This is a genomic window from Magnetospirillum fulvum MGU-K5 (assembly GCF_000442515.1).
GTDB lineage: Bacteria > Pseudomonadota > Alphaproteobacteria > Rhodospirillales > Magnetospirillaceae > Phaeospirillum > Phaeospirillum fulvum_B.
In genome coordinates this window covers 1-24,009 of sequence record NZ_AQPH01000059.1, presented here as the reverse complement: position 1 = coordinate 24,009, position 24,009 = coordinate 1, and the positions used below count along the sequence as shown (strand labels likewise).

22 protein-coding genes and 1 pseudogene are annotated in these 24,009 nt (G+C 62.4%); 13 read left to right on the top strand and 10 right to left on the bottom strand.

Features of this window, described 5'->3' with window-relative positions:
* The first annotated feature begins 684 nt into the window (after positions 1–684).
* The 4 genes and pseudogenes from K678_RS13400 (at position 685) to K678_RS13385 (ending at position 6,812) form a co-directional block, all read left to right on the top strand.
* The gene (locus K678_RS13400; protein WP_021133003.1) at positions 685–1,944 is read left to right on the top strand and encodes a TolC family protein; all 1,260 of its coding nucleotides are present in this window, start codon (positions 685–687) and stop codon (positions 1,942–1,944) included.
* Between the two features lie 44 nt (positions 1,945–1,988).
* Positions 1,989–3,107 (top strand): efflux RND transporter periplasmic adaptor subunit, encoded by a 1,119-nt coding sequence (locus K678_RS13395; protein ID WP_196802584.1) that lies wholly within the window; start codon positions 1,989–1,991, stop codon positions 3,105–3,107.
* A gap of 12 nt (positions 3,108–3,119) precedes the next feature.
* Positions 3,120–6,295, top strand: a pseudogene (locus K678_RS19960) (efflux RND transporter permease subunit).
* Positions 6,296–6,500: 205 nt separating this feature from the next.
* On the top strand, positions 6,501–6,812 hold the full coding sequence (locus tag K678_RS13385; RefSeq protein WP_155804548.1) for a cupredoxin domain-containing protein: 312 nt from the start codon (positions 6,501–6,503) through the stop codon (positions 6,810–6,812).
* An 18-nt stretch (positions 6,813–6,830) separates the two neighbouring features.
* On the opposite strand, the gene K678_RS13380 is transcribed toward K678_RS13385, so the two are convergent.
* On the bottom strand, positions 6,831–7,604 hold the full coding sequence (locus tag K678_RS13380; protein WP_021133000.1) for a YkgJ family cysteine cluster protein: 774 nt from the start codon (positions 7,602–7,604) through the stop codon (positions 6,831–6,833).
* 7 nt (positions 7,605–7,611) lie between these two features.
* Positions 7,612–8,097 carry a YchJ family protein gene (locus K678_RS13375; RefSeq protein ID WP_021132999.1) on the bottom strand — a complete coding sequence of 162 codons (486 nt, stop codon included), beginning with the start codon at positions 8,095–8,097 and terminating at the stop codon, positions 7,612–7,614.
* A 164-nt stretch (positions 8,098–8,261) separates the two neighbouring features.
* Between K678_RS13375 and K678_RS13370 the strand changes: the two genes are divergently transcribed.
* Positions 8,262–9,065, top strand: coding sequence for a formylglycine-generating enzyme family protein (locus tag K678_RS13370; protein WP_021132998.1), 804 nt, complete (start codon positions 8,262–8,264; stop codon positions 9,063–9,065).
* A 44-nt stretch (positions 9,066–9,109) separates the two neighbouring features.
* Here the strand turns inward: K678_RS13370 and K678_RS13365 are convergent, their stop codons facing one another.
* The 3 genes from K678_RS13365 to K678_RS13355 form a co-directional block, all read right to left on the bottom strand.
* Complete coding sequence (locus K678_RS13365; RefSeq protein ID WP_021132997.1) at positions 9,110–10,270, bottom strand: hypothetical protein; 1,161 nt, start codon at positions 10,268–10,270, stop codon at positions 9,110–9,112.
* 32 nt (positions 10,271–10,302) lie between these two features.
* A complete protein-coding gene (spbR, locus tag K678_RS13360) occupies positions 10,303–11,421 on the bottom strand; it encodes a SpbR family protein (protein WP_021132996.1) in 1,119 nt (372 codons plus the stop codon).
* Between the two features lie 62 nt (positions 11,422–11,483).
* Positions 11,484–12,191 (bottom strand): glutamine amidotransferase, encoded by a 708-nt coding sequence (locus K678_RS13355; protein WP_021132995.1) that lies wholly within the window; start codon positions 12,189–12,191, stop codon positions 11,484–11,486.
* A gap of 156 nt (positions 12,192–12,347) precedes the next feature.
* Here K678_RS13355 and K678_RS13350 point away from each other — a divergent pair, with 156 nt between their 5' ends.
* The 6 genes from K678_RS13350 to K678_RS13325 all read left to right on the top strand — a co-directional run bounded on the left by K678_RS13350 (position 12,348) and on the right by K678_RS13325 (position 17,956).
* On the top strand, positions 12,348–14,093 hold the full coding sequence (locus K678_RS13350; protein ID WP_021132994.1) for a peptidase domain-containing ABC transporter: 1,746 nt from the start codon (positions 12,348–12,350) through the stop codon (positions 14,091–14,093).
* On the top strand, positions 14,090–15,529 hold the full coding sequence (locus tag K678_RS13345) for an HlyD family type I secretion periplasmic adaptor subunit (RefSeq protein ID WP_081673275.1): 1,440 nt from the start codon (positions 14,090–14,092) through the stop codon (positions 15,527–15,529). The genes K678_RS13350 and K678_RS13345 overlap by 4 nt, the downstream gene beginning before the upstream one ends.
* Before the next feature lie 179 nt (positions 15,530–15,708).
* Entirely contained in the window at positions 15,709–16,113 is a 405-nt protein-coding gene (locus K678_RS17870; protein ID WP_021132992.1) for a flagellar FlbT family protein, read from the top strand.
* Positions 16,110–16,529 carry a flagellar biosynthesis regulatory protein FlaF gene (locus K678_RS13335; RefSeq protein ID WP_021132991.1) on the top strand — a complete coding sequence of 140 codons (420 nt, stop codon included), beginning with the start codon at positions 16,110–16,112 and terminating at the stop codon, positions 16,527–16,529. The genes K678_RS17870 and K678_RS13335 overlap by 4 nt, the downstream gene beginning before the upstream one ends.
* Before the next feature lie 140 nt (positions 16,530–16,669).
* Positions 16,670–17,314, top strand: coding sequence for a hypothetical protein (locus K678_RS13330; RefSeq protein ID WP_021132990.1), 645 nt, complete (start codon positions 16,670–16,672; stop codon positions 17,312–17,314).
* Positions 17,315–17,419: 105 nt separating this feature from the next.
* A complete protein-coding gene (locus tag K678_RS13325) occupies positions 17,420–17,956 on the top strand; it encodes a hypothetical protein (RefSeq protein WP_039853174.1) in 537 nt (178 codons plus the stop codon).
* Between the two features lie 64 nt (positions 17,957–18,020).
* On the opposite strand, the gene K678_RS13320 is transcribed toward K678_RS13325, so the two are convergent.
* From K678_RS13320 to leuA, 5 genes are all read right to left on the bottom strand, one after another.
* Complete coding sequence (locus tag K678_RS13320; RefSeq protein WP_021132988.1) at positions 18,021–18,485, bottom strand: hypothetical protein; 465 nt, start codon at positions 18,483–18,485, stop codon at positions 18,021–18,023.
* A 191-nt stretch (positions 18,486–18,676) separates the two neighbouring features.
* Positions 18,677–19,192: a PTS sugar transporter subunit IIA gene (locus K678_RS13315; RefSeq protein WP_021132987.1), complete on the bottom strand. Its 516-nt coding sequence runs from the start codon at positions 19,190–19,192 to the stop codon at positions 18,677–18,679.
* Positions 19,193–19,392: 200 nt separating this feature from the next.
* The gene (dapA, locus tag K678_RS13310) at positions 19,393–20,337 is read right to left on the bottom strand and encodes a 4-hydroxy-tetrahydrodipicolinate synthase (protein WP_039853173.1); all 945 of its coding nucleotides are present in this window, start codon (positions 20,335–20,337) and stop codon (positions 19,393–19,395) included.
* A gap of 326 nt (positions 20,338–20,663) precedes the next feature.
* Entirely contained in the window at positions 20,664–21,314 is a 651-nt protein-coding gene (locus K678_RS13305; RefSeq protein ID WP_021132985.1) for a trimeric intracellular cation channel family protein, read from the bottom strand.
* Positions 21,311–22,978 carry a 2-isopropylmalate synthase gene (leuA, locus tag K678_RS13300; RefSeq protein ID WP_021132984.1) on the bottom strand — a complete coding sequence of 556 codons (1,668 nt, stop codon included), beginning with the start codon at positions 22,976–22,978 and terminating at the stop codon, positions 21,311–21,313. The genes K678_RS13305 and leuA overlap by 4 nt, the downstream gene beginning before the upstream one ends.
* A 179-nt stretch (positions 22,979–23,157) precedes the next feature.
* Between leuA and K678_RS18755 the strand changes: the two genes are divergently transcribed.
* Both K678_RS18755 and K678_RS18280 read left to right on the top strand, forming a co-directional pair.
* A complete protein-coding gene (locus K678_RS18755) occupies positions 23,158–23,544 on the top strand; it encodes a hypothetical protein (protein ID WP_155804547.1) in 387 nt (128 codons plus the stop codon).
* A gap of 151 nt (positions 23,545–23,695) precedes the next feature.
* On the top strand, positions 23,696–24,009 hold a 314-nt coding region (locus K678_RS18280), incomplete at its 3' end, for an STAS domain-containing protein (RefSeq protein ID WP_021132983.1).

Here is a 24,009-nt window from a genome sequence, read left to right as displayed (position 1 = left end):
ACGATGCCGATGGCGTCGCGTCGTGGCTGGTTGCTGGTCGCCCCCCACGCGGGGGCGTGGATCGAAACGTTGTCTGGGAGGGGATGTAAGGCCCAAGCGTCCGCGTCGCCCCCCACGCGGGGGCGTGGATCGAAACGTGTAGGGCGGCTGCGGGGTGGATGCCCCCTGCGGTCGCCCCCCACGCGGGGGCGTGGATCGAAACGGAGAGCCGAACATCCATGGCGTATGGGTGTCGCGTGCCCCCCACGCGGGGGCGTGGATCGAAACTGCATAAGGTACCTTATATACCATGCAAGGAACCCGTGCCCCCCCACGCGGGGCCATAAACAGCAAACCCGTCCCTGCCCCCCTGATATATGCGGTTATATCCGCCGCACATATTCAAGCATTTCCCATCACATCATTCATTTTCATCTTGATAATCAAATTCAATAAAAATAAATATCCGCTGAGAAATTCAATACGTCTATACACCTACACAAGCACCGACATTAACGAAAGGTGAATGGAGCGTTCAGAGCAGGGTCACATCTTTCATGTTAGGCAATGAAACGTCGATGTCTGTGGATAGGCACTGTCCATTGGGCTTCACATCGTCGTTCCGAGTTGAAAGCCATCATGAAATCCAGATCCCCTCTCCCGACTCTTACAATTCGGCCGCCGTCGAAATCCTTTCGATTATCGTTGATCTGCGCCGCTGGAGCAGCAGCGAGCCAATTAATCTTTCCGACCACCGCGCAAGCCGTTGAACCGTCCCTCACGGCGATCACGCCGTATCTGGAGAAGGTTCTGGCCGAGCATCCCCGGTCGCATCAGGCCCGCAGCGATGTCGAACGGGCGCGGGCCGAAGCCGAGGTTTTGGCCCAACCGCTCTACAACCCCGAATTGGGTTTCAGCGGCGAGCACAAACGAACCCCAGCGGGGACGGACAGCGGCACCGGAGAGACGACGTGGACCCGTGTCGTCGAAGTGTCCCTGACCACCGATTTCGGCGCCAAACAGCAGCGACGGAGCGAAATCGGCACCCAGGGGGTTGACGTCGCCAATGCCGGAGAGGCGGAAGCGCGTTTGGCCTTGGTGTCCGAAGCCCTGACCCGCCTTGCCCGCTATCAGGGTGCCCTGGACAAGGAAGCCCTGGCCGCGCGGCAAGAAGCGGCCATGGCCAGTTTCATGAGGTTGGCCGAACGGCAACGCAAGGCTGGTGACAGTTCGGCGGCGGACTTGTCGCTGGCACGGCTGGCCCTGGCGGAAACCGCCCGGCTCCGCGCCGACGCCCGGGTCGATCTGGCCCGTGCTCGCGAGGAAGTCCGTGGTCTTTGCGCCTGCGTTCCCGACGAGATCGCCCAATTGCCGCCTCAGCTTCCGATCGAAGACGCCGTGGTGGGAGAGGATATCGATCGCGTCCTGGATCGCCACCCCATCCTTCGCGGCTTGCGCGCGCGGGTCGAGGTGGCGCGGTCGGAACTGCGGCTGTCGGAGGAAGAGCGAATTCCCGACCCGACCTTCCGGCTGGGCGGGGGGAGCGAGGGTGACGCGACTCTCGTCACCTTCGGCGTGTCGGTGCCGATTCCGGTGCTGAATTCCGGCTCGGCCAAAGTCCGGGCCTCGGGCCGCGGCCTGGTGACGGCGGAAGCGGCGGAGGCCACCGCCCGGCGCGAAATCGCCACGGAACTGGCGGCGGCCCGCGCCTCCTATGTCGAGGCGCATCGTGGCTGGCGGATGTGGCGGGATCAGGCGATGGCTCCGATCGAGCAGCAGGCCGCCTTGATGGAGCGGATGTGGCTGGGCGGGGAAATCACCGCCACCGACTATTTCATCCAGATCCGTGAAACCGCCCGCGTTGCCCAGCAGGGGAGCGAGCTCAAGACCTCGGCCTGGACCTCTCTCGCCACTGTCCTCAAGGCGTCCAACGGCTTCGAGACCTTTATGGGACTTGCACCATGAAACATTTTTCCCACCGTGCAATGACCGCTGTGTTGGCCGTGTCCATGATCGGGACGGCCGTGACCATGGCGGGGGCGGCGCTGTCTCGCGATCCTGCTCCCGCGCCGAAGCAAGACGTTGCTGCCCCCGTCGTCCCTGCGGCGGCAGCGGCTCCGGCAGGGTTGGTGCTGTCGCCCCAGCAGCGGGACGCCGCGGGGATCGTGATCGGGACGGTCGAGCGCAAATCCCTGTCCGGCGGGATGTCGTTTCCGGGCGAAGTCCAACCCAACCGCTATCGCTCCAGTCTCGTCTCCAGTCGCATTCCCGCCGTAATCCAGAACCGGCACGCGGTTCTGGGGCAGACGGTCCGACAGGGGCAGCCGCTTGCCACCCTGTTCAGTGTCGAGGTCGCCGACGCCCAAGCCGGTTATGTGCTGGCCGAGCGCGAGTGGCGGCGGGTTCAGGATCTGGGGCGCGACATCGTCGCCGGAAAACGCTGGATCGAAGCCGAGGTCGGACGTCAGCAGGCCCGCGCCCGCCTTTTGACCTATGGCCTGTCCTCGGCACAGATCGAGGCCCTGGCCAGAGACGGCCACAACCGGACCCCCGGCATTTTCACTCTGACGGCTCCGCAAGCCGGGATCGTCACCTCGGATTCGTTTCGGATCGGGGAAATGGTCGAGGCGGGCAAGCCGCTGTTCGAGGTCGCCGACACCGCGACGGTTTGGGTCGAGGCCCGCGTCGATGCCGATCTGGCCGGAACGCTGGTCCCCGGCGCCTCGGCCTCAATCCGGCTTGCGTCGGGCCGGACCAAGGCCGTCGTCAAACAGATCCTGCCGTCCCTGGATGAGCGGACCCGAACGTTGGGGGTTCGCCTCGAAGCCGAGAACCCGACACGCGCGCTCAATCCCGGGCAGTTCGTCCAGGTCGATCTGGAGCCCGGGGAATCGTCGGCCGGACTCGTCGTGCCGACCGATGCCGTGATCCGCAATGCCAATGGCGGCTGGGTGGTGTTCGTCGAGGATAAGGACGGCGGACTGGCTCCGGTCCCGGTAAGGGTGGTGCAGACCGCCAGCGGTCAGTCCCAGGTGGAAGGACTGACCGCTGGGTCGCGAATCGTCACCAGCGGCGCGTTCTTTCTTAAGTCGGAACTCGACAAAAACGTCACCGGCTCTGCTCAGTAGAAGGCGTCAGACATGCTCAATCGACTGATCGACCTTGGCATCGTCAATCGCCAGATCGTGGTTCTTGGCCTGCTCGCCCTGATCGCGGCGGCGGCTATCCTGCTCCCCAAGCTCAATCTCGACGCCTTCCCGGACGTCACCAACGTTCAGGTCGTGGTCAACACCGAAGCCAACGGGTTGGCCGCCGAGGAAGTCGAGCAACTGATCACCTACCCGATCGAGGCGGTGATGTACGCCGCCCCGAACGTCGAGGAGGTTCGCTCGATTTCCCGAACCGGCCTGTCGGTGGTGACGGTGGTGTTCAAGGAGGGAACCGACCTCTATTTCGCCCGCCAGATGGTGTTCGAACGGCTGCAAACGGCCAAGAGCCAGATTCCGAGCGGGGCCGGACTGCCCCAGATCGGTCCCAACACCTCGGGGATCGGTCAGGTGTTTCAATATGTGCTGCGGACCAAAGACCCCCAGCAATTCGACGCGATGGCCCTGCGCGGGCTGAACGACTGGGTCGTCAAGCTTCTGCTGATGCCGGTGGACGGCGTGACCCAGGTGCTCTCGTTCGGTGGCGAAGTGCGGCAGTATCAGGTCCGTGTCGATCCGAGCAAATTATTGTCCTATGGCGTGCGGATCGACGATATCCGCGATGCGATCGAGGCCAGCAACCGCAATGCCGGAGGGCTGTTTCTCGACCAGGGCGCCGAGCAATTGGTGATCCGTGGCATCGGCATGATGCGCAGCGGCAATCAGGGGCTCGACGATATCGCCAACGTGCCGATCAAGGAGGACAAAGGCGTCGTCGTGCGGGTGCGCGATGTCGCCCGGGTTCTTTTCGGGGGCGAGGTCCGCCAGGGCGCGGTGACGATGACCGTGCGCGAGCCCGACGGGACGATGACGCCGATGGGAGAAGTGGTCAGCGGTATTGTGCTGAAGCGCGTCGGAGCCAACACCAAGGCGACGATCGACGGCATCAAGGAACGCCTGCCCCTGATCCAGAAAGCGCTGCCCGCGGGCGTGACGCTCGATCCGATCTATGACCAGTCCGATCTGGTGGACAAGGCCGTCGCCACCGTGGTCAAGGCGATGCTCGAGACCTTTGTCCTGGTGATCGTGGTTCTGATCCTGTTTCTGATGAATCTGCGCGCTGCGTTGCTGGTCCTGCTCAGTGTGCCGATCTCGGCGGGTCTGGCATTGATGGCGATGTCCTATCTCGACATTTCCGCCAACCTGATGTCGTTGGGAGGGCTGACCATCGCGATCGGCATGATGGTCGATGGCTCGGTGGTGATGATGGAGAACATCTTCGTTCACATCACCCAGCCCCGCCCGCCGTCGCTGGCGGGAGGTCCGGGTGGGTCCAGCGGACTCACGTTGCGGATTCAGCAGGCCGCCCGCGAGGTCAGCCGTCCGGTGTTCTTTGCCGTCATCATCATCATCGTGGTGTTCACCCCGCTGTTCAGCCTGGAAGGAGTCGAAGGCAAGCTGTTCCAGCCGATGGCGGTCAGCATTGTTCTGGCCATGGCGGCGTCCCTTCTCGTCGCCCTGGTGGTGATCCCGGCGCTGGCGACTTACTTGCTGGGGGCCGGGGTACACCACAAGGACAGCTATATCTTTCCGCCGATCGAACGGTTTTACGGCAAGGTTCTTCCCGCCGCGTTGCGCCACCCGCGCAAGGTCGTGCTGGGCGCGCTGGGATTTTTTGTCGTGTCGCTGGCGACACTTCCCCTCATCGGCACCGAGTTCATGCCGGAATTAGAGGAAGGTACCCTTAACATCCGCGTCACGCTTCCCGCCGCGTCCAGTCTCGACACCGCTCTCGGGGTGGCGACCAAGCTGGAGGCGCGGCTTCAGGCCTTCCCGGAGGTGACCTACGCGTCGAGCCGGATCGGCCGGGCCGAACTGGGAGGCGATCCCGAGCCGGTCAGCAACATCGAGATTCTCGTCGGCTTGAAGCCGGTCGCCGACTGGACCACTGCGTCCAACCGCAAGGCGCTTCAGGCGCAGATGGAAAAATCGATGTCGGTGATGCCCGCCTCCAATTGTCGTTCTCCCAGCCAATCGCCTCGCGGGTCGATGAATTGATGTCCGGTGTCAAAGCCCAATTGGCGATCAAACTGTTCGGACCTGGCCTTGATGTTTTGGCTGCCAAGGGGCAGGAGATCGAGTCGCTGGTCAAACGCATCCCCGGCACCCGCGACGTCGCGATGGAAAAGATCGCGGGTGAGGCTCAGTTGACCATTACCCCGAACCGCGAGGCCCTCGCCCGCTATGGCATTCCGGTCGGTCAGGTAATGGCCTTGGTGTCGGAAGCAATCGGCGGGGTCGGAGCCGGACAGATCATTCGCGGCAACGAGCGCTATGACATTTATCTGCGCCTCGATCATCGCTTCATCGCCACCCCGGAAGCCATTCGCGATCTGGTGATCCAGGCTGGCAACGGAGCCTGGGTCAAACTGGGCGACGTCGCCCAAGTCGTCATCGATAGCGGCCCGCCCCAGATCCGCCGCGACGACGTTCAGCGCCGCATCGTGATCGAGGCCAACGTCGAAGGGCGCGACATGGGCGGCCTGGTCGCCGAATTGCGTCAGGCGATCGAAACCCAGGTCACGCTGCCGCCCGGTTACACCGTCGTCTATGGCGGGCAGTACCAGAACCAGGAACGGGCTCAGGGGCGGCTGATGATCGTCGTGCCGCTGTCCTTGGCGATGATCTTCCTGCTGCTCTATTTCGCCTTCCACTCGGTCGGTCAGGCGGCGTTGATCATGCTGAACGTCCCTCTGGCGATGATCGGCGGCATCTTTGCCCTTCTGCTCAGTGGACAATATCTCTCGGTGCCGGGGTCGATCGGCTTCATCGCCCTGTTCGGCGTCGCCGTCCTGAACGGCGTGGTGATGGTCAATGCAATCAACCAGAACATTCTGGGAGGAATGCCGATCAGCCATTCGATCACCCACGGCGCGTTCTCTCGCCTCCGTCCGGTGCTGATGACGGCCTTTATCGCCGCGCTTGGGCTCATTCCGATGTTGATGTCGAACGGCGTCGGGTCGGAGGTGCAACGACCTCTGGCAACCGTGGTGGTGGGCGGTTTGGTCTCCTCGACCTTGCTGACCCTGGTGATCCTGCCGGTGCTCTACCGGATGTTCTCGGCGGGACTCATCCGGGAATGGCTGGTCACCCATCAGACCCGGACCTGAGTCCCTCCTGTCAGCTCACGAGAATGAACCGAAGATGAACAACAGGATCATCTTCGGTTCAGAGGGGTGATGCTATTTTTTCATTAATGAAAACAACGCACCCCCTTCGCAGGGGATAAGACTTAAGGCAAATGACGACATGAGAAAGATCGCTTCTATAATTTTTGCAGTGGCATCTATCGGCGTCGCCGGATGCAGTGATCGGATGATACGCTCTGTCGTTATTAACGACGACCATATGCACCCTCACGAGATCAAGGTTCCGGCCAACACGCCGTTTCACCTGACCGCAGCGGCGATCGGTCCGACCGCGACAAGCATCTCCAGCCCGCAGATCGGACTCCCTTCGCTTGATGTGCCTGCGACCTGGGTCACCACCATCTCGCCCCGGGGCACCTCTCTCCCCGGCGATCTGAGAAAAGCGAGAACCGACGTCGGTCCGTTGGACCCCGGGATCTATCAGATCACCTGTGATTGCGGCGGACAGAACCAAACGATCAAGCTGATCGTTGAGTGATCGCGGCAAAAGAAACGATTATGTCCCTATACCGCCGCGCCGGGCCAGCCGGGCCATCTCCTGCTCCCAGGTGCGGTACTGGCCGGTAAAAGCGGCGAATCCAGGATCGGACCCGGTGCGGGCGGCAACGTCGGCCAGCACCGGGACCTGGAGCGCAGCGATTTCTGCGCGATCGACCGTATCCAGTCGTCGCAACAGAGTGGAAAACCCGACCAGAAGCTCGCCACCGACGGGCTTGGCCGCCGCCGCCGTCAGTTTCTCCACCACCCCCGGCACCGTCGCAACCAGGGTGTCGGCATAGGCACGCAGGATCGGAGCCTGATCGCGCATCGCCCGCGCTTCGGTTTCGAAGTCGTCGCGGGCGACGATTGCTCCATCGCGATAGACTACCGGAGCAGCGGCCGAGACATCGCAGGCCCAGCCAGAACGCGGGATCAGCAGCGCCGACTGATCGCGTTCGTCCCGGGCGGCAAAGAACGGCATCGTCCGACAGCGGACTGGTTTGTCGCGGTGAATGGCGCACAGCCCGTCGGCGGCCAGTTCGGGACAGGCCAGTGTCGGCGGCAGATAGGATACCGGGCTGATCCGCACCGCGATCTGACGCCGGTTGGGCAAGCGGACCGCGCTGCCCAGTCGGAGGGTAAGGTCGAACGATTTATGCCCCGGCCGCACGGGCGTCAGCATCACCCCCAGCGGAAAGCGCCCGGCATGGGCAAGCGCATCGTCCAGTGTCAGCGGCAACAGGCCGTAACAGCATTTCCCGCAGGCGGTACAGGCGAACCGGCGCTCCATCCTCGCCTCAGCCGCCGCAGCAGACTTTGAACTTCTTCCCTGATCCGCACGGGCACGGCTCGTTACGCCCGACCTTGGTCACCGTTCGCGGCGCGGTCTTGGGGCTGACCGTGCCATCGACATAGACCCACTCGCCATCCTGACGCCGGAACGTCGCCAGTTCATGATGCAGGTGGGGCTGTCCCCGCATTTTGAAGCGGGCGATGTACTCCAGCGTCCCGTCCGTGTCGGCTTCGCCGCCGCCGGTCGCAACACGAACCTCCAGTCCGACCGCGACCGCCTCCTGGGCGGACTCGCCGACCTCGTCGCGGTCGAATTCGGCCCGCTTTTCCGGAGCCAGGGTGCGGTCGAGATACCCGAGATCGCCCCGAATAAAAGCGGTATAGCGCGCCCGCATCAACGCCTCGGCGGTGGGGGCCGACCGCTCGCCCGCAATCAGCGGGCCGCAACAGCCGTCAAAGGACTGACCCGAACCGCATTGACACATCGACATGATCCCGGGTCTCCCTCGCGCGGACAATAGGCGTTGCGGCCCAGATGTCGGACCGGCGGGTACTCTCGCGTCTCGAAGATTAACCGGACATGAACCCGCGCGTCACCATTGGTTCAAGACAGGGGAGATAGGATGGAATTTGCCCCTTTCTTGCCGGAGGATTCATGCCTCGACGTCTGACCACAGCGGCGGCACTGCCGCTTGCCCTTCTTTTCATTGCCGCTCTCGCCGCCCCCCAATCGGCCGACAGCGCCCCGGTCTTCCGCGATTGCCGCGATTGTCCCGAAATGGTCGAGATTCCGGCGGGGCGATTCCAGATGGGCAGTCCCACCACCGATCCGGCCCGCGAGCCCGGCGAGGAGCCGCGCCATCCGGTTACCATTGCCAAGCCGTTCGCGCTGGCGATTTACCCGGTGACTCAGGCGGACTGGACGGCGGTGATGGGGACCAACCCCAGCCATTTTCGCGGCCAGTCCTTTCCGGTCGAGAGCATCAGTTGGGCCGAAGCCCAAACCTATATCCGTCGTCTGAACGAGAAGACCGGGCAATCCTATCGCTTGCCGACCGAGGCGGAATGGGAATATGCGGCGCGGGCCGGAACCGACACCCGCTATTCCTGGGGCGACGACATCGGACAGGGGAAAGCCAATTGCGACGGATGCGGCAGTTCCTGGGGCGGCCGCTCGACTGCGCCGGTGGGATCCTTCCCCCCCAATCCGTTCGGGCTGTACGACATGTCCGGCAATGTCTGGCAATGGACCGAGGATTGCTGGTCGCCGACCTATCGCGGCGCGCCATCCGATGGCCGGGCCAGGGTGGATCGGGCCGCCTGTCCCCGCGTGCTGCGCGGCGGATCGTGGGGCAACAGCCCGGTGCATCTCCGCTCGGCCAAACGGATGTGGTTCGCCCAGGATTTCCGTTTCATCAATCTGGGGTTCCGCCTCGCCCGCGACACAACGCATCCCTAGGGAATCGCATCATCGGCTGCGGGGGGCATCCGCCCCCCATTCCCTCACAGCCCGCGTTCGAAATCTGCCGGGGCACGCAGATAAGCGGTGAAGATATCGGGCAGCTTGCGGCGCAGATCGGCGTCGGGATCGTCAAGGTCAAGCTTGGCGACCGAGATCTTCTCGCAGAACATCTTGGTCAGCTTCTTGTTACCGGGCGTCCCAAAGATTTCGGTGAATTTTTCTTCGCCCAATTTCTCGGTTCCGACATCAAGGAAGATCGGAATCTGCGAGAATTGCAGGAAGCGGATGATCTGATTGATCGAGTCTGCCGACAGGATGTGAAGATGGGTCGCCATCTGCTCGAGATCCTTGGCGTTCTGGACCTCCATCGCTTCCAGCCGGTCGCAATCGACACACATCTCCCAGAACTTTTCGCCCATCTTTTCGTAGACGGCACCGTGCAGGAAGTCGTAGCGCTCCTTGCCGAGGAAGGCGATCCCCTTCGCCGCCAGCGGCTGGGTGTCGAGCATCTCGCGCATCATCGCGTCGGACATGATCCGCTTGGCCTGATCCATGCTGTGGCGGCCGATATCGGCCAGCGCGGCAATGCCTTCGGGGGTGCGCAGAGTGGTCAGGCCGCGCCCCAATTCGCGGATCAGCTTGACCGGCAGTTCGGCGAAATAGGGGATCAGCGGTACTTGCCAGTCGTAATCAAGGTAATCCTTGATCGCGTTATAGAAATGGTCGGCCTGGGTCGGCTGCGGCTTGGGGATTTCGGCCTCGCCCCACTTGCCCGACACCAGAGAGGTCAGCTTTTCCAGCAGGGTCTTGGGCTCGGTCTTGACCGGAGTCTTCGGGGCTTCGGTCGGAACGAAGCGCTTGATTCCATAGGCCTTGGCGCCGGACCGCACCACCATGCTGATGATCTGGTCGAGGCTGCGATCGCAGCGGAGCGGCCGGTCATCCTCGGTCACCGGAGCGCCCGAGGCATCGACCAGAAAATCCTGGAAATGCTCGCGACGGGTCCGGATCAGCTGCATACAGGCATGAAGCAATTCCGGCGTCGCCAGAACCGAGGCATAGGGATCGGGAAAGCTCGCCAGCGCCGGAATCAAACTGGTCAGACGTTCGGTGACCGGCCCTTTGATGGTCGTGATGATCTCACGACGGTTAAGCGCATCGGGATCGGGTTTCTTGGGCGGAATCGCAGTGGCAGTAGCCATCCCTTAGTTCCTCGTCAGCCGCGACCGAAGTGTCACTGGCCCATCACGGAGGCGGGGAGACGATTCAGCTTGGCCAACAGATACTCGAGGTCGTCATTCTCAAACTCGACACCAAGGTCGCCATACTGGGTCAAAATCCGCTCGATCATCCGGCGCGAGAACCTTTCGCGGTCATGGGGTCCGCCGTCATACTCGATTTCATAGGAAACATCGACAGCGGCGCGCATCGCGGCAAAAAAAGGACGGGGCAGCCCGGCCTTTTCAAACAGCGCTTCAAACCCACGTTTACCGGCATCGTGGATCAGGGTCCGGCAGTTTTCGACCTTGATCCGGGCCAGCTTGGCCAACGCCACTTCGAAGAAGGGCATGTCGCCCATGCTGACGGCGCGCAGAATGATCGACGGCGTCAGCCGCCCGACCTGATAGAGGTGTTCGACCAGCGGCGCGGCCTCGGATTCGGAGTTGGACAGCCCCAACACCGCCAATTCACGCGCCTGGATCATCACCGCAGCCACCGCTTCGGGTGACAGATCGCGGCGAGCGATCAGATGCTGGCGCAAATTCTCGGACACCTGGGTCAGCAGACGTTCGGCAATCGATACCGGGAGCGATTTGCGCTCGACCAGCGATTTGCCGACGCTTTCGCTTTCGCCATAGCGATCAACGACATGAGACAGGGTGTTTTCGGTGAGGTCGGCGCCTTCGTTCGAAACCAGGGTGGCAACCGCATGTTCGTTGCCGGTCTCGACCAAGGCGTCGGCGACGCTGGACGACACGGTCTGACGCGAGGCGACCGCGACCTGCTTCTCCGCCGCATTCTGGCTGTGAATGATATCAAGCAAATCCTCGTCGGTCAGCACCTCGGAGAATTGCAGCATCGGCAGAGACACATCATCGACATCGTTGGCGAGCGCCAGGGCGACATCGTGGGGAACAGTCGGATTGTCTTTGAGTTGGCGGGCCAGGGCCTCGCGCACCCGGACCTCGGCATCACGAACCATCAGGCGGAAGATGTCCTCGGCCATCTTCCGTTCCGAGCTGCTGAGACCTTGATGCTGGGAAGCGATTTTGCCAGCGATCTCGATCCGCGTCTCCCCGTCCGGGTTCGACAGCAGCCGCTTGACGTCTTCCTCGTTGAGCATCTGGTCCAAGGTTATAGCCCCTCCGATCCTCACCGATCATACTATGGTTCAAAGACACTGAACAGGCAGGACTAGGCCAAAGGTCGAAGCCGATCGAGGAAGTGAGCCAGCAGCCGGGTTCCCTGCCGCTCGAGCGCAGCGGCGTGACGGGCGGTGGCGGCACGCAGGTCGGTCACCGACAGACCGGCATGACCGATTTCGGCGGCGTGACCGATGAACCAGCGTTCCAGCCCGCGCGCTGTCGCCTCGACATGGAATTGCAGCCCCAGCGCCGCCGGACCGTGCAGGAACGCTTGATTGGGCGTGATTGCGGTCGAGGCCAGCGCCTCGGAACCGGCAGGCAGGTCGAAGGTATCGCCATGCCAGTGCAGCACATCGATCCCCGCCAGCGCCCCCAGCGGCGAAGCCTTGCCCGCCTCGGTCAGGGTCAGCGGGGACCAGCCGATCTCGCGCCCGGCCGGATTGGGATGGACACTGGCCCCCAGGGCCCGGGCCATCAATTGCGCGCCAAGACAGAGGCCGATCAGCGGACGGCCCGAGGCCAGCCGCGCATCGATCAGCCGTAATTCGTCGCGCAGAAACGGATAGAGGCCGTCGTCATAGGCCCCGATCGGCCCGCCCAGCACCACCAGCAGGTCCGGGGCCAGCGGATCGAGCCCGGCCAGATCGTCATATCCGGCTTCGTAATAGGTGATGTCATACCCGGCCGCACGGAGGAACGGCTCGAACGAACCGAGGTCCTCGAAGGCGACATGGCGAAGGGCGATACACGTTTTCATCGATTACAGATAGCCTGCCGGGCAGGCTTCGTCGAGTCCTCACAATGAAGAAATTGAAGCAATTTCGATCTATCCCGCGACAATCGCGCCCGCGGCTGCGCCCCGGCCCTCTGCACTTTCCATTTGCATCCGCCCCGGAGCCAAGGCCAAATCGGCATGATGACCGAGCAACACGAAAACTGGCTGAAACCCATTCTCGACCCGCTGCGCTCGGTGATGCGGGAATTGCTGATCGCCTCGCTGTTCATCAATCTGATGGCGCTGGCGGTGCCGATCTTTGTGATGCAGGTCTATGACCGGGTGATCGGCCATAACGGCCTCTCGACGCTGGCGGGGCTGACCATTGGCGTTGCCCTGCTGCTGGCGTTTGACTGGATCATCCGCACCTCGCGCGGGCGGATTTTGCAGACGATGGCATTGCGGATTGATGTCGATGTCGGCACCCGCTTGTTCGACAAGATCACCCGACTACCGCTGCGCACCCTGGAAAGCCGACCGACCTCGTTCTGGCAGACTCTGTTTCGCGATGTCGATACGCTGCGCAACACCGTGTCGGGCGCGACCGCGATCCTGCTGACCGACCTGCCCTTCGTCTTCATCTTTCTCGGGGTGATCTTCGTCATCGGCCAGCCGCTGGCCCTGGTGTTCGTGCTGCTGCTGGCCGCCTTCGCAATCCTGGCCTGGGCCTCGGGCCGCAGCGTGTCCGAAGCCAGCGGCCAGGAAAAGAACGCCCAGGCCGGTCGCGACGCCCTGGTTGCCGAGATCATCGCCGGACGGGCCACGGTCAAGGCGGTGGCGCTCGACGGGGCGCTGCGTCCATTGTGGGAGGAGCGGCAAGCCGCCGCGATCGAACAATCGATCCGGCGCGGAGCCGCCGCCGACGGCTTTGTCAATCTGGGCCAGACCCTGACGATGCTGGGCAGCGTCGGCCTGACCACGGTTGGCGCCCTCTATATTATCGATCACCAACTGAGCATGGGGGCGCTGATCGCCTGCAACATGCTGTCGGGGCGGCTGTACGGCCCGATCAACCAGTTGGTGGGCGCGTGGAAAAGCTTTTCCGCCTTCCGTCAGTCGGTCGACCGGCTGGGTGACATCTTTGCCGAGACCGAGGAACGGCGCGACAGCGCAATCCGGCGCGAACGCCCGACCGGGCGGATCACGCTCGAGTCGGTTTCATTCGCCTACGACCCGAAACTGCCACCCGCCACCCGGATCGAGCGGCTGGAGATTCGCCCCGGCGGACTCACCGCGATCCTCGGCCGCAACGGCAGCGGCAAGACCACTTTGTTGAAAATTCTACTCGGCCTCTACCCCCCGGCCGAGGGTCGGGTTCTGCTCGACGGAGCTGACATCGCCCAATTCACCCGCGCCGAACTGGCGGGCTGGATCGGCTATGTGCCCCAGGAATGCGTACTGTTCAACGCCACCATCCGCGACAACATCGCCTATGGCGCGCCAGGGTGCGATGACGAGGCGATCCTGGCCGCCGCCCGCACCGCCGGGGTTCATCACTATATCGTCGATCTGCCCGACGGCTACGCCACCCCGATCGGCGAGGCCGGATCGCGGCTGTCGGCGGGACAGCGCCAGCGGATCGCGATTGCCCGTGCCCTGATCGGCGATCCGCCGGTCTTGCTGCTGGACGAGCCCTCGGCCAGCCTCGACCGTCAAGCCGAGGAAGAGTTACGCGCCACCCTGGCGGAACTGGGCCGAAGCCGAACCGTGGTGATCGTCACCCACAGCCCGGTGCTGTTGCCGGTCTGCCGCGACGTCGTGGTGCTGGACAAGGGGACGGTCACCGCCGCCGGTCCCGCCGCCGAGACCTTGAACCGCCTGTTCGGCCCCCGTCCGACCGCCGCGCCGGGCGGGGTGCATATCAGCGTCGGAGGCGGCGTATGAACGAGTCCGCTCCTCCCCCCCTCTCCGCCCCGCCTCATCCGCGACGGACAAAAGCATGGGGATGGGCAACCCGGCTGGTCCAAAGCGCACTCGGCTGGGTTCTGCCGCCACTGGCCCACCCTGCCCCGCCGCTGGAATCCGGCAGCCGGCTCCACATGCTGGCCGAGACCTATCCCCTGCCGACCTGGCGCCCGCTGGCCCGGATCGCGATGGTGCTGATCCTGGTCTTTCTGGTGTGGGCGGCGTTGGCCCGGCTCGACGAGGTCGCCATCGCCGAGGGCGAAGTGGTGCCCGAGGGCAAGGTCAAGGTGATCCAGCATCTTGAAGGCGGCACGATCCGCGAGATTCATGTCACCGAAGGGGCCGAAGTCGCCGAAGGGACGCCGCTGCTCCAGATCGATCTCCCGGTCAGTTCGGTCAATCGCGAGGAACTCCAGGTCCGGCTTGACGGCTATATGCTGCAACGGGCGCGGTTGCAGGCCGAGCAGAACGGCCAGGCAATCGCCTTCCCCGAGGCCGAGGCGCGCCGCCGTCCTCAACTGGCCGACTCCGAACGCCGCTCGTTCGAGGCCCGCCGCCAGACCCTGCGCGCCACGATCTCGGTGATGCAGGACCAGATGCGGCAAAAGGGGCTGGAGGTTCAGGAATATGAATCCCGTCAGCGGGCGCTGATCACCAGCCTGCGGCTGGCGCAGGAGCGGCTCGATATGTCGCGCGATCTGATGAAGTCGGGTCTGGCCTCGCGGATGGAGCATGTCCAGATCGAATCCCAGACCGAGGAGTTGAAGGGACAGCTCGAGACCGTGCGCTCCTCGATCCCGCGCGCCCAGGCCGCCCAGCAAGAGGCTCGCAGCCGCATCGAGGAAGAACAGAGCCGGTTCCAGCGCACCGTTCAAAGCGAACTGGCCGAAGCCGAATTGAACGTCGCCCGCACCACCGAATTGCTGTCACAGGCGACCGATCAGCAGCGCCGCACCGTGATCCTGAGCCCGATCGATGGTATCGTCAAAAATCTGCGCGCCAACACCATCGGCGGAGTGGTCAAGCCGGGCGATCCGATCATGGAGTTGGTCCCCCTGCGCGAGCGGTTACAGATCGAGGCGAAACTGAGCCCGATGGATCGCGGCTATGTCCAGACCGGCCAGCGCGCCACCGTCAAGATCAGCGCCTACGACTACACCACCTATGGCGGGCTGGACGGTGCCGTGATCCTGGTCGCCCCCGACACCACGATCCCCCAGACCGCCAATGCCCAGCCGTTTTATCGGGTGGTGGTCCAGACCGACCGCGGCTATATCGGCGACGAAACGGCGAAACGGATCATCAGCCCCGGAATGCAGGCGACGGTCGAAATCCATACCGGAACCCGGACGGTGCTGGAATATCTGGTCAAGCCGGTGTTGAAGCTGCGCCATGAAGCCTTCCGCGAGCGCTGAGATTGGCGGCGAAAGCGGCATGACGGCAGAGTCGATATGGCTTATAAATCGGCCATGGTCCGATATCGGATCAGTCTCGCCGCTCTTTTTCCGTCCGTCCGGATCGGGACCGACATGCCGGGTGGCCTTGAGAGCGGCGGGGGCTTTACAGTCACGCTCGGTCCCCTCCAGAGGAAACGATGTCGCTCAAGATTAACCTGGCGCAAGGCGAATCCATTCTGATCGGCAAGGCCAAGGTCCAGAACGGCGGCAGCGGCCGCTGCGTTCTGATCGTCAGCGGCAGCGAGAACGTGCTGCGAGAAAAACGCATCATGCTCGAAAAGGACGCCACGACTCCGGTCCGACGGTTATATTTCTTAACTCAAAGCATCTATCTTGCCGATGACAAGCCGATTTTGTTCGACCTGTACCATCAGATCGCACGAGAGGCGGTGGCGGCATGGCCCATTCTCACCGGCCCCATCACCGACATCGGGGAACTGATCTTGGTCGAGCGTTATTACGACGCTTTGATGGCCTGCCACGCTTTGGTCGATGTAGAGCGTGAGTTGTTGGGCGAAGCTGCGGAGGAGACACAGAAATGACAGTCAACGCGTACGATCAGACCCAGCGGGATATGTCGACCGGTCGGGCCGTCGAAGCGCGCGCCCTCTCCCGGTGCGCGATTGCCTTGAACGATGCGATGACCTCGAAAGAACCCGAGGCGCTCTACGACGCGGTCAGCCTCAATTACCGTCTGTGGCTGCTGTTCTATTCCGAAATCGAGAAGAATCAGGTCGATCTGCCGCCGCAGATCCGCAACAACGTGATCGCGCTGGCCTCTTATGTCGTCTCCTCGGCGCCGCGCGCCTTCAGTGGCGAAACGAAGGTGCTTGAGACCCTCATCAACATCAATCGCAACATCGCCGCCGGGCTGATGGAAACCCCGCCCGGAGCCGCAAAGGCCGCGCCCGCCACCCAGCCGGGTGAGCAGGTACCGTTTCAATCAACAATGGCATAGGGCAAAAGATGGTCCTCCAACGGGCCTTGTTGTTTTGTCACGCAGCAAGGCGTATCGTAATAAGGTAGTCGGTTCGCTCTTATCTGCCCGAAGTGGCGGTCGCCCCGATTGCCGGAACGCCCTCAGAAGAGGTTACGATCATGGCCGACAGTGTCAGCTCTTCCACATCGTCTTCCCTCCTCGCCAGCACTCCGGGCGGGGTCAAGGCATGGCAAAAACTGATCCAGCATCCGGAAAAGCAAACGCGCCAGAACGCGACCGATATCGGCTGGGTCAAACGCAACGACAGCCGCCTCAACGTCGTCAGCAACATGAACTCGTCCGACACCGAACAGGACTTGAAGTTCAAGGTGATGACTGCGGGCAAGCTGGCTTTCACCACCCAGTCGGACAAGGCGATCCACGTTCAGCTGATGAATCAGAACGGCCAGATGATCGCCGACAGCGACAGTAAGAGCGGCAAGCTTTACGAGAATTACCAATCACTTTTGACCAGCGATCTGACTGTCAAAGCCGACACCTATATCCTCAAGATCACCCGCGATTCGACGGTCCCGCCCAAGGCCGACCTCAATTACGCGGTTCAGATCAAGATGGGCGACACCTTCACCAACGATTACGTCACCCGGATCGCCGCTAAGGCCAAGACCAACCCGACCGCCAGTCAGGCGACCAACCCGGTTACCGGATTGATGCCTGCCGCTTTGTCGTCGCAGAGCAGTTCCTACACTTTCGATCCGGCCGCTAACGCCGCCATTTTCGATATCCTGGCCAGCAAAGGCTGATCCCACCCAAAGCCCTTTGCGCGAACAGCGCCCCCGCTATGCTATCGGGGCGCGTTTTCGCCTATCCCCTTGCCCGGCAACCGATTTCCCCGTACCTTTAAGCGGATGAAGCGCCCCACTGTCCGACTCGCCGCAACCCTCGTCGTTCTGTTGCCGTTGCTGGCGCAGACGGCGTGTACGCGCAGTCCGACACCAGCCAACAGTGGCGATCCCTCCACCTCTCCCCAATTGGTCACCGACATCCCGCTCCCGAGTGGGGCCGGTATCGATCAGGACCGTTCGCTGATCCTGTCCGACCGCGACCGCTGGACCGGACGGGTGGTAATGGTGCTGACCAATTCCGCCAACGACATGACCAATTTCTACCAGACGCAGATGCCCAATTTCGGCTGGCAGCCGATGATGAGCATCACCAGCGAGACCAGCATCCTGACCTATCTGCGCGGTGACCGCGCCGCCACGGTGCAGATCGAACGCCGCTCTGTCTTGGGCTCGATCGTCACCATCACCGTCGCCCCGCGCCAGTCCGATGCAACCGCCAGCAGCGGCGGCGGCAGCGATTATTCCGCTCCCGCCCCCCGCTCCGCCCCGGCCGAACGCATTCGGTCCGAACCGCTTCCGCCCCCCACCTCGCGTCGTTAAAGCGTGATGCGGTCAATCTGCATCACGCTTTAACGATTCCGATACCCCCCGCCATCCGAACCGATCAAATCACCCGGCGCAGCCAAAACGGCCGCAACGCGACCACCAAGGGATGGCCGTTGGTAATCGCAAGGGTGTGGTCGATAAATCCTTTGGCACGCAAGCGGCCAACGATTGCGGTCGCCCCGCCGCGAAGGTCATCCGCATGGCTCAATTCAATGGCGACGGCACGGGGCGTATCCAGATGATCGATGATCGTTTCGATCGTCGCGTCGATCGCATCGATTCCGGTGAACCAGACGACATCGGCTCCGTCCTGATCGCCCCGACAGGCGGATGGAGAGCGAAATGCCGCCGCCGATTTGCAGCCACAGCGCGCCAGACCCAGCAAATGATCGAGCGCACCGCGCCCAATCACCACCACTTTGTCGCCGCGACGGACCGATGTGGCGGCGATCAGATCCTCGGTAAGGCTGATCGGGGCTGGATCGGGGGATAAGGTCTGTTGTTGAGGCAGGCTACCTGACATGAGGAAAGACCCTGTTCAATCGATGACAAAACCAATTTAGCCGAAGGGGTGATCTTGCCGCGATACGCTTCAACAACAAAAATAAATAAAATATATATAAAAACAAGCCAGCCTAACCATTTAACATAAAAATTAATACAGATCTCCACCAGAATAATTGGCGGAAATCTGTATTAAGGTGGCACCGGATATCAGGTAGAGAGCTTATCGACCAACACAGCGCCAAGACCGTCCCGGCCTTCCGCCTGACGCAACGACCGGCACAAAACCGGATCGTGCAGCAAACGCGAGATTTTACTGAGAGCCTTGAGATGGAGCGCCACCTCGCGCTCTGGAGACAGCAGCAGAAACAGCAGATCAACCGGCTGATCATCAACCGAGTCAAAATCTATCGGCCGGGCCAGCCGGGCAAAAATAACGACAAGGGTATCAAGACCGGACAGACGGGCATGGGGAATGGCCACCCCGGCCCCGACGCCGGTCGATCCCATCTTCTCGCGCACGATAAGAGCGCGGTAGATCTCATCCTGTGTCAGGCCACTGATCTCGGCGGCGTGGCGGGCGAGACACGACAACACCGCCTTTTTCGACCCCACCCCGAGGTTCGACAGAATGCAGTGCGGGGTAATGATATCGACGACTTTCGACGAGACCGGAGCGGCAAGAGACTCACCTGCGGTCCGGCGAAGCACATCTGTCCCCACCATTTGTCTCTCCATCGGTCACTAACGTCGACACGGTCGCAACCGGAACCTCACGCGGGATCAGGCAGCGATGACACCAGTGGATCGCAACCGCCGCGTGGGCGATCCTCTCGACCGTCTGGTCGGTGATGTGACAGCAGCGCGGACACCACGTCCGGATCGTTTGCATCGTCACAGCGTCGTGATGAATCACCGACATCAAATCACTCCGCCGCACAGCCACGAAACCGATCGACCGACAGCATCGCCTCGGCTTCCTGCGGCAGAACCGAGCGGACCGCGGCAAGCACCTGTTGCTGATACCGGGCCTCTAACGGCACCAGGGGCAGACGCAGGTCGCCCGCGATCAGCCCAAGCCGGGACAACACCCATTTGACCGGAACGGGATTGGATTCGACGAACAGGGCCTTGTTCAAGGCATCAAGCTCTCGGGCGATCCGCAGCCCTTCGCGGGTGTCATGGGCTTGCCAGACGCGGTGCAAAGTGGCGCACAGCGCTGGGACGACATTCGCCGCCACCGAAATCGTCCCCTGAGCCCCCAGGGCCAGATAAGACGGCACCAACAGATCGTCGCCGCACAATCTGAGAAAGTCCGGAGCCACGGAATGGCGCATCCGGGCGGCACGGGCCAAATCGCCCGACGCATCCTTGATCCCGATGATATGAGGCAGCGCCGACAGCCGAACGATTGTCTCCAGCTCCAGCGCAACGCCGGTGCGCTTGGGCACGTCATAGAGAATGACCGGAAGCGGCGACTGGGCCTGAACCGCGTCGAAATGGCGGAACAATCCCTCTTGTGAGGGTCGGTTGTAATAAGGAACGATGCACAAAACCGCATCGGCTCCCAAGCGGTGGGCCTCGGCAACCATCTCTATCGTGGTCAGGGTACAGTTCGAGCCAGCCCCGGCAATGACCGGAACTCGTCCCCGCGCCGCCCAAACCGCCAATTCGATAAGACGGCTTTGTTCCTGATGCGTCAGGGTCGGAGCCTCGCCCGTGGTTCCACATGGCACCAAAGCCGCGCTGCCACAACGGATTTGCCGTTCGCACAAGGAGATGAAAGCCGCTTCGTCAATACGGCCTCCCTTGAAGGGGGTCACGAGCGCAACCATCGACCCGCGCAACGTCCCGACTACATTTGGGCTCATCCAGATCTTCCTGACTGGTGTAAATGAATAAAATAACGAATGAACATCCCGCACAGGCCCGCACCCAGACCAATTCATTCGACTATTTTTTCAAGCCCAAGACTGCTCCAGACGGGCGATAAAATTCGATAGTGAAACCCGTTTCCCCAGCATAAAGAACGCTACAAAACCGCAACGGCGATTGCGGCCAGTATCTACATAAATTTTATGTTGTTAATTGCACGATCCGCCCACCAAGGGGCGCGATCCGAGATGACGAAGATCGGGGAAGCTGTACGCCAGCAAGCGGCAGCGGCCCGCGCCGATCACCAGGATCGGAACGCGGGTTACTTTTTCCGCACGATACGGGGCAGGTCGCCATAGCTTGGGACCCGCCAGCCAAAGCCCAGCGCGCAGCCCCGTACCGCGAAAGTGAGCAGGAAGGCGAACCAGGCCGAGGCGACCGAACTGGCCCCAAAGGAAAACAAGGCGACCTGGGCCGATGCCCCGACCAGGGCGGCGGTGGCATAGACCTCGTTATGGAACATCATCGGCTTTTCGCCGGCCAGAGCGTCGCGGAGAATGCCGCCAAACGCGGCGGTCATCACCCCCATCGCCACCGCCACCACAGCGGGCGCCCCGCTGGCCAGGGCCTTTTGTGTTCCCGTCGCGGTGAACAGGGCCATTCCCAGGGCATCTGACCACAGCAAGGCGCGGTGAAGCGGTCCGACCAGCCGGGCCAGCCAGAACATCCCAACCGAGACAAGGACACTGACAATCAGGTAATCGGGCTGACCGACCCAAAAGACCGGCTGAACCCCGATCACCAGATCACGCAACGTCCCGCCACCGATGGCGGTGACGGTGCCGAGAACGGCAAACCCGAACGGGTCCATCCGTTTCTCGGCAGCCATCAACGCCCCGGAGACCGCGAACACCGCCACACCCAGCAACTCCACCAGGTGCAGCGCCGCCCGAACGGTCTCGACCTCCGTCATGCAGCAAACGTCCGGTTGATCGCGCTGATCACGGCCCGCAACGATGCCATGGTAATGCCTCCGTCAAGGGCGGCACCGTGGATGCCGATGCCATCCGGGGTTGCCAGTTCGACGTAACAGGCGGCCTGGGCGTCGGCCCCGCTGCCGATGGCGTGCTCATGATAATCGCTCAAGGTGAGCGTCAGCCCCAACCCCTTTTCGAGCGCCTGAACAAAGGCCGCGACCGGCCCGGCACCAACGCCCTGGATCACCATCTCCTCGCCATCTTTCAGCAAGGTGGCGGTAATCGCACGGGACGGCCCCTTCCCCGCCGCGACGGTCGAGTAATCGACCAATTCCAACCGTCCGGGACGGAGATAGGTCTCGGTGAACGTCTCCATGATCTCGGCCGGGGTCAGTTCGCGCCCCTCGCGGTCGGCGACGGCCTGGACCACCCGGGCGAACTCGACCTGGAGCGAGCGCGGCAATTCGAGCCCGTAATCGCGCTCCAGCACCGCGGCGATCCCCCCCTTGCCCGACTGACTGTTGATGCGGATCACCGCCTCATAGCTGCGCCCGACATCGGCCGGATCGATCGGGAGGTAGGGCACTTCCCATACCGGGTCGTTGCCCTTGCGCCGGGCCGCGAAGCCTTTCTTGATCGCATCCTGATGCGACCCGGAAAACGCGGTGTAAACGAGATCGCCAGCATAGGGGTGACGCGGATGAACCGGCAACCCGGTGCAATATTCGGCGACACGACGCACCGCATCGATATCGGACAGGTCAAGCTTGGGATCGACGCCCTGGGTGAACATGTTGAGCGCCAGGGTAATGATATCGACATTGCCGGTGCGCTCGCCATTGCCGAACAAGGTGCCTTCGACCCGGTCGGCCCCGGCCATCATCGCGAACTCGGCCGCGGCGACCCCGGTGCCGCGATCGTTGTGGGGATGAACCGACAAGATCAGCGAGTCGCGACACGACACGGTGTCACAGAACCATTCGATCACATCGGCATATTGGTTGGGGGTCGACATCTCGACCGTCGCGGGAAGATTACAGATCATCCGGCGGGTCGGGCTGGCCCCCCATTCCTTCGCCACCGCCTCGACGATCTCGATCGCGAAATCAGGCTCGGTGCCGGTGAAGCTTTCCGGCGAATACTGAAAGGTGATCTCGCCCTCGGGCCGGGCCGCCGACAGGTCGCGGATCATCCGGGTTCCCGACAATGCAAGATCAATACAGCCCTGGCGGTCGAGACCGAACACCACCCGGCGCTGCACTTCCGACGTCGAGTTATAGAGATGGACGACGCAGTTCGGCGCGCCGCGCAACGCTTCGAAGGTGCGGGTGATCAATTCCGGCCGGGACTGCACCAACACCTGAATAGTGACGTCGTCGGGGATATGCCCGCCTTCGACCAGCACCCGGATGAAGTCGTAATCGGTCTGCGACGCGGCGGGAAAGCCAACCTCGATCTCCTTAAATCCCATCGCGACCAGGGCCTTCCACATCCGCATCTTGCGGTCGGACCCCATCGGATCGATCAGCGCCTGATTGCCGTCGCGCAAATCGACGCTGCACCAGATCGGCGGTTCGGTGATGGTGGCGTCGGGCCAGCGGCGGGCGGCGGGACGGAGAGCGGGATACGGACGGTATTTTTCCTTGGCGACGGGCATCATGGCCTCGTCCTCCTGTCGTTTGTCGTCGAAAGTCACGGGTGAAAAGCGTAGCGGCGATCACGGCCGCCGGGCGGCCACGCGAGGGTCAGGCCCGGCGGCCGCTGGCTAGTCGCAGTCGCAGCAGGGCCTTCGCCGTAACGACGACGAAACGCGCAGACCCGAAATTACGAGAGGGAGACATGATAGGCACCGTTCCGAACAAAGACCCTGAGACGCAAACAGACCCGGCGCCGAAATTACGACACCGGGCAGCTAAGCAGAAGCAGGACGGAAGCGTTGCGAGTATCCATGTAACGATGCTGCCGGAAACATCTGGCGGCGTCAAGCGATCTGTTCCAACGCAACACCACGGTGAAAACGCCTCAAGATTGAAAAAGCGGCATAGGTATTCGTACGGGTATACCGCGGATCCCGGAAGGGAATACATCTTATTCAACGAATCATCGCAAGACTTCACCCTGATTGATCGTCAATATACCGAGGAGCAGAGAGGAGGGAAATCCCGCCACCCCTTTGCGATCAGACGGCGCGCCTATCACAAAGACACAATTTATCACGAATATTAAAAGGAATGACACCACCCGACGATTGACAGAACGCGCCCCTTGAATCTAAGGTTATAGGGATTATGTCATACTCATCCAAGGCCAATTAGTTAGCGTCTCGCTAATATAGCTGATCAAGCCGGATCTGTATGACACGCAAGGGGGGAAGCCGATGAGTCTGGATGAAGACACGGTGACCATAGCGTGTTCGGGCGAGTTGACCCTGCCTCGGGCGGAGGAACTTCGGGACAGTTTTCTGTCTGCGCTCGGGCAGAGCCGAAGCGTGGTGATTGACGTCACCGAAGCGAGCGAAATCGATCTCAGCTTTATTCAATTGATCCTGGCGGCGCGGACGAGTGTCGAGCGCCGGGGGGGATCGCTGCGTCTGGTCAGTCCGGCGGATGGAGTGTTGGCGTCGACCCTGCGTGCCGCGGGGTTGACCGGCGGGCCGTTTTCGCCGGACAGCCAGCTTTGGATAGAAGGCAA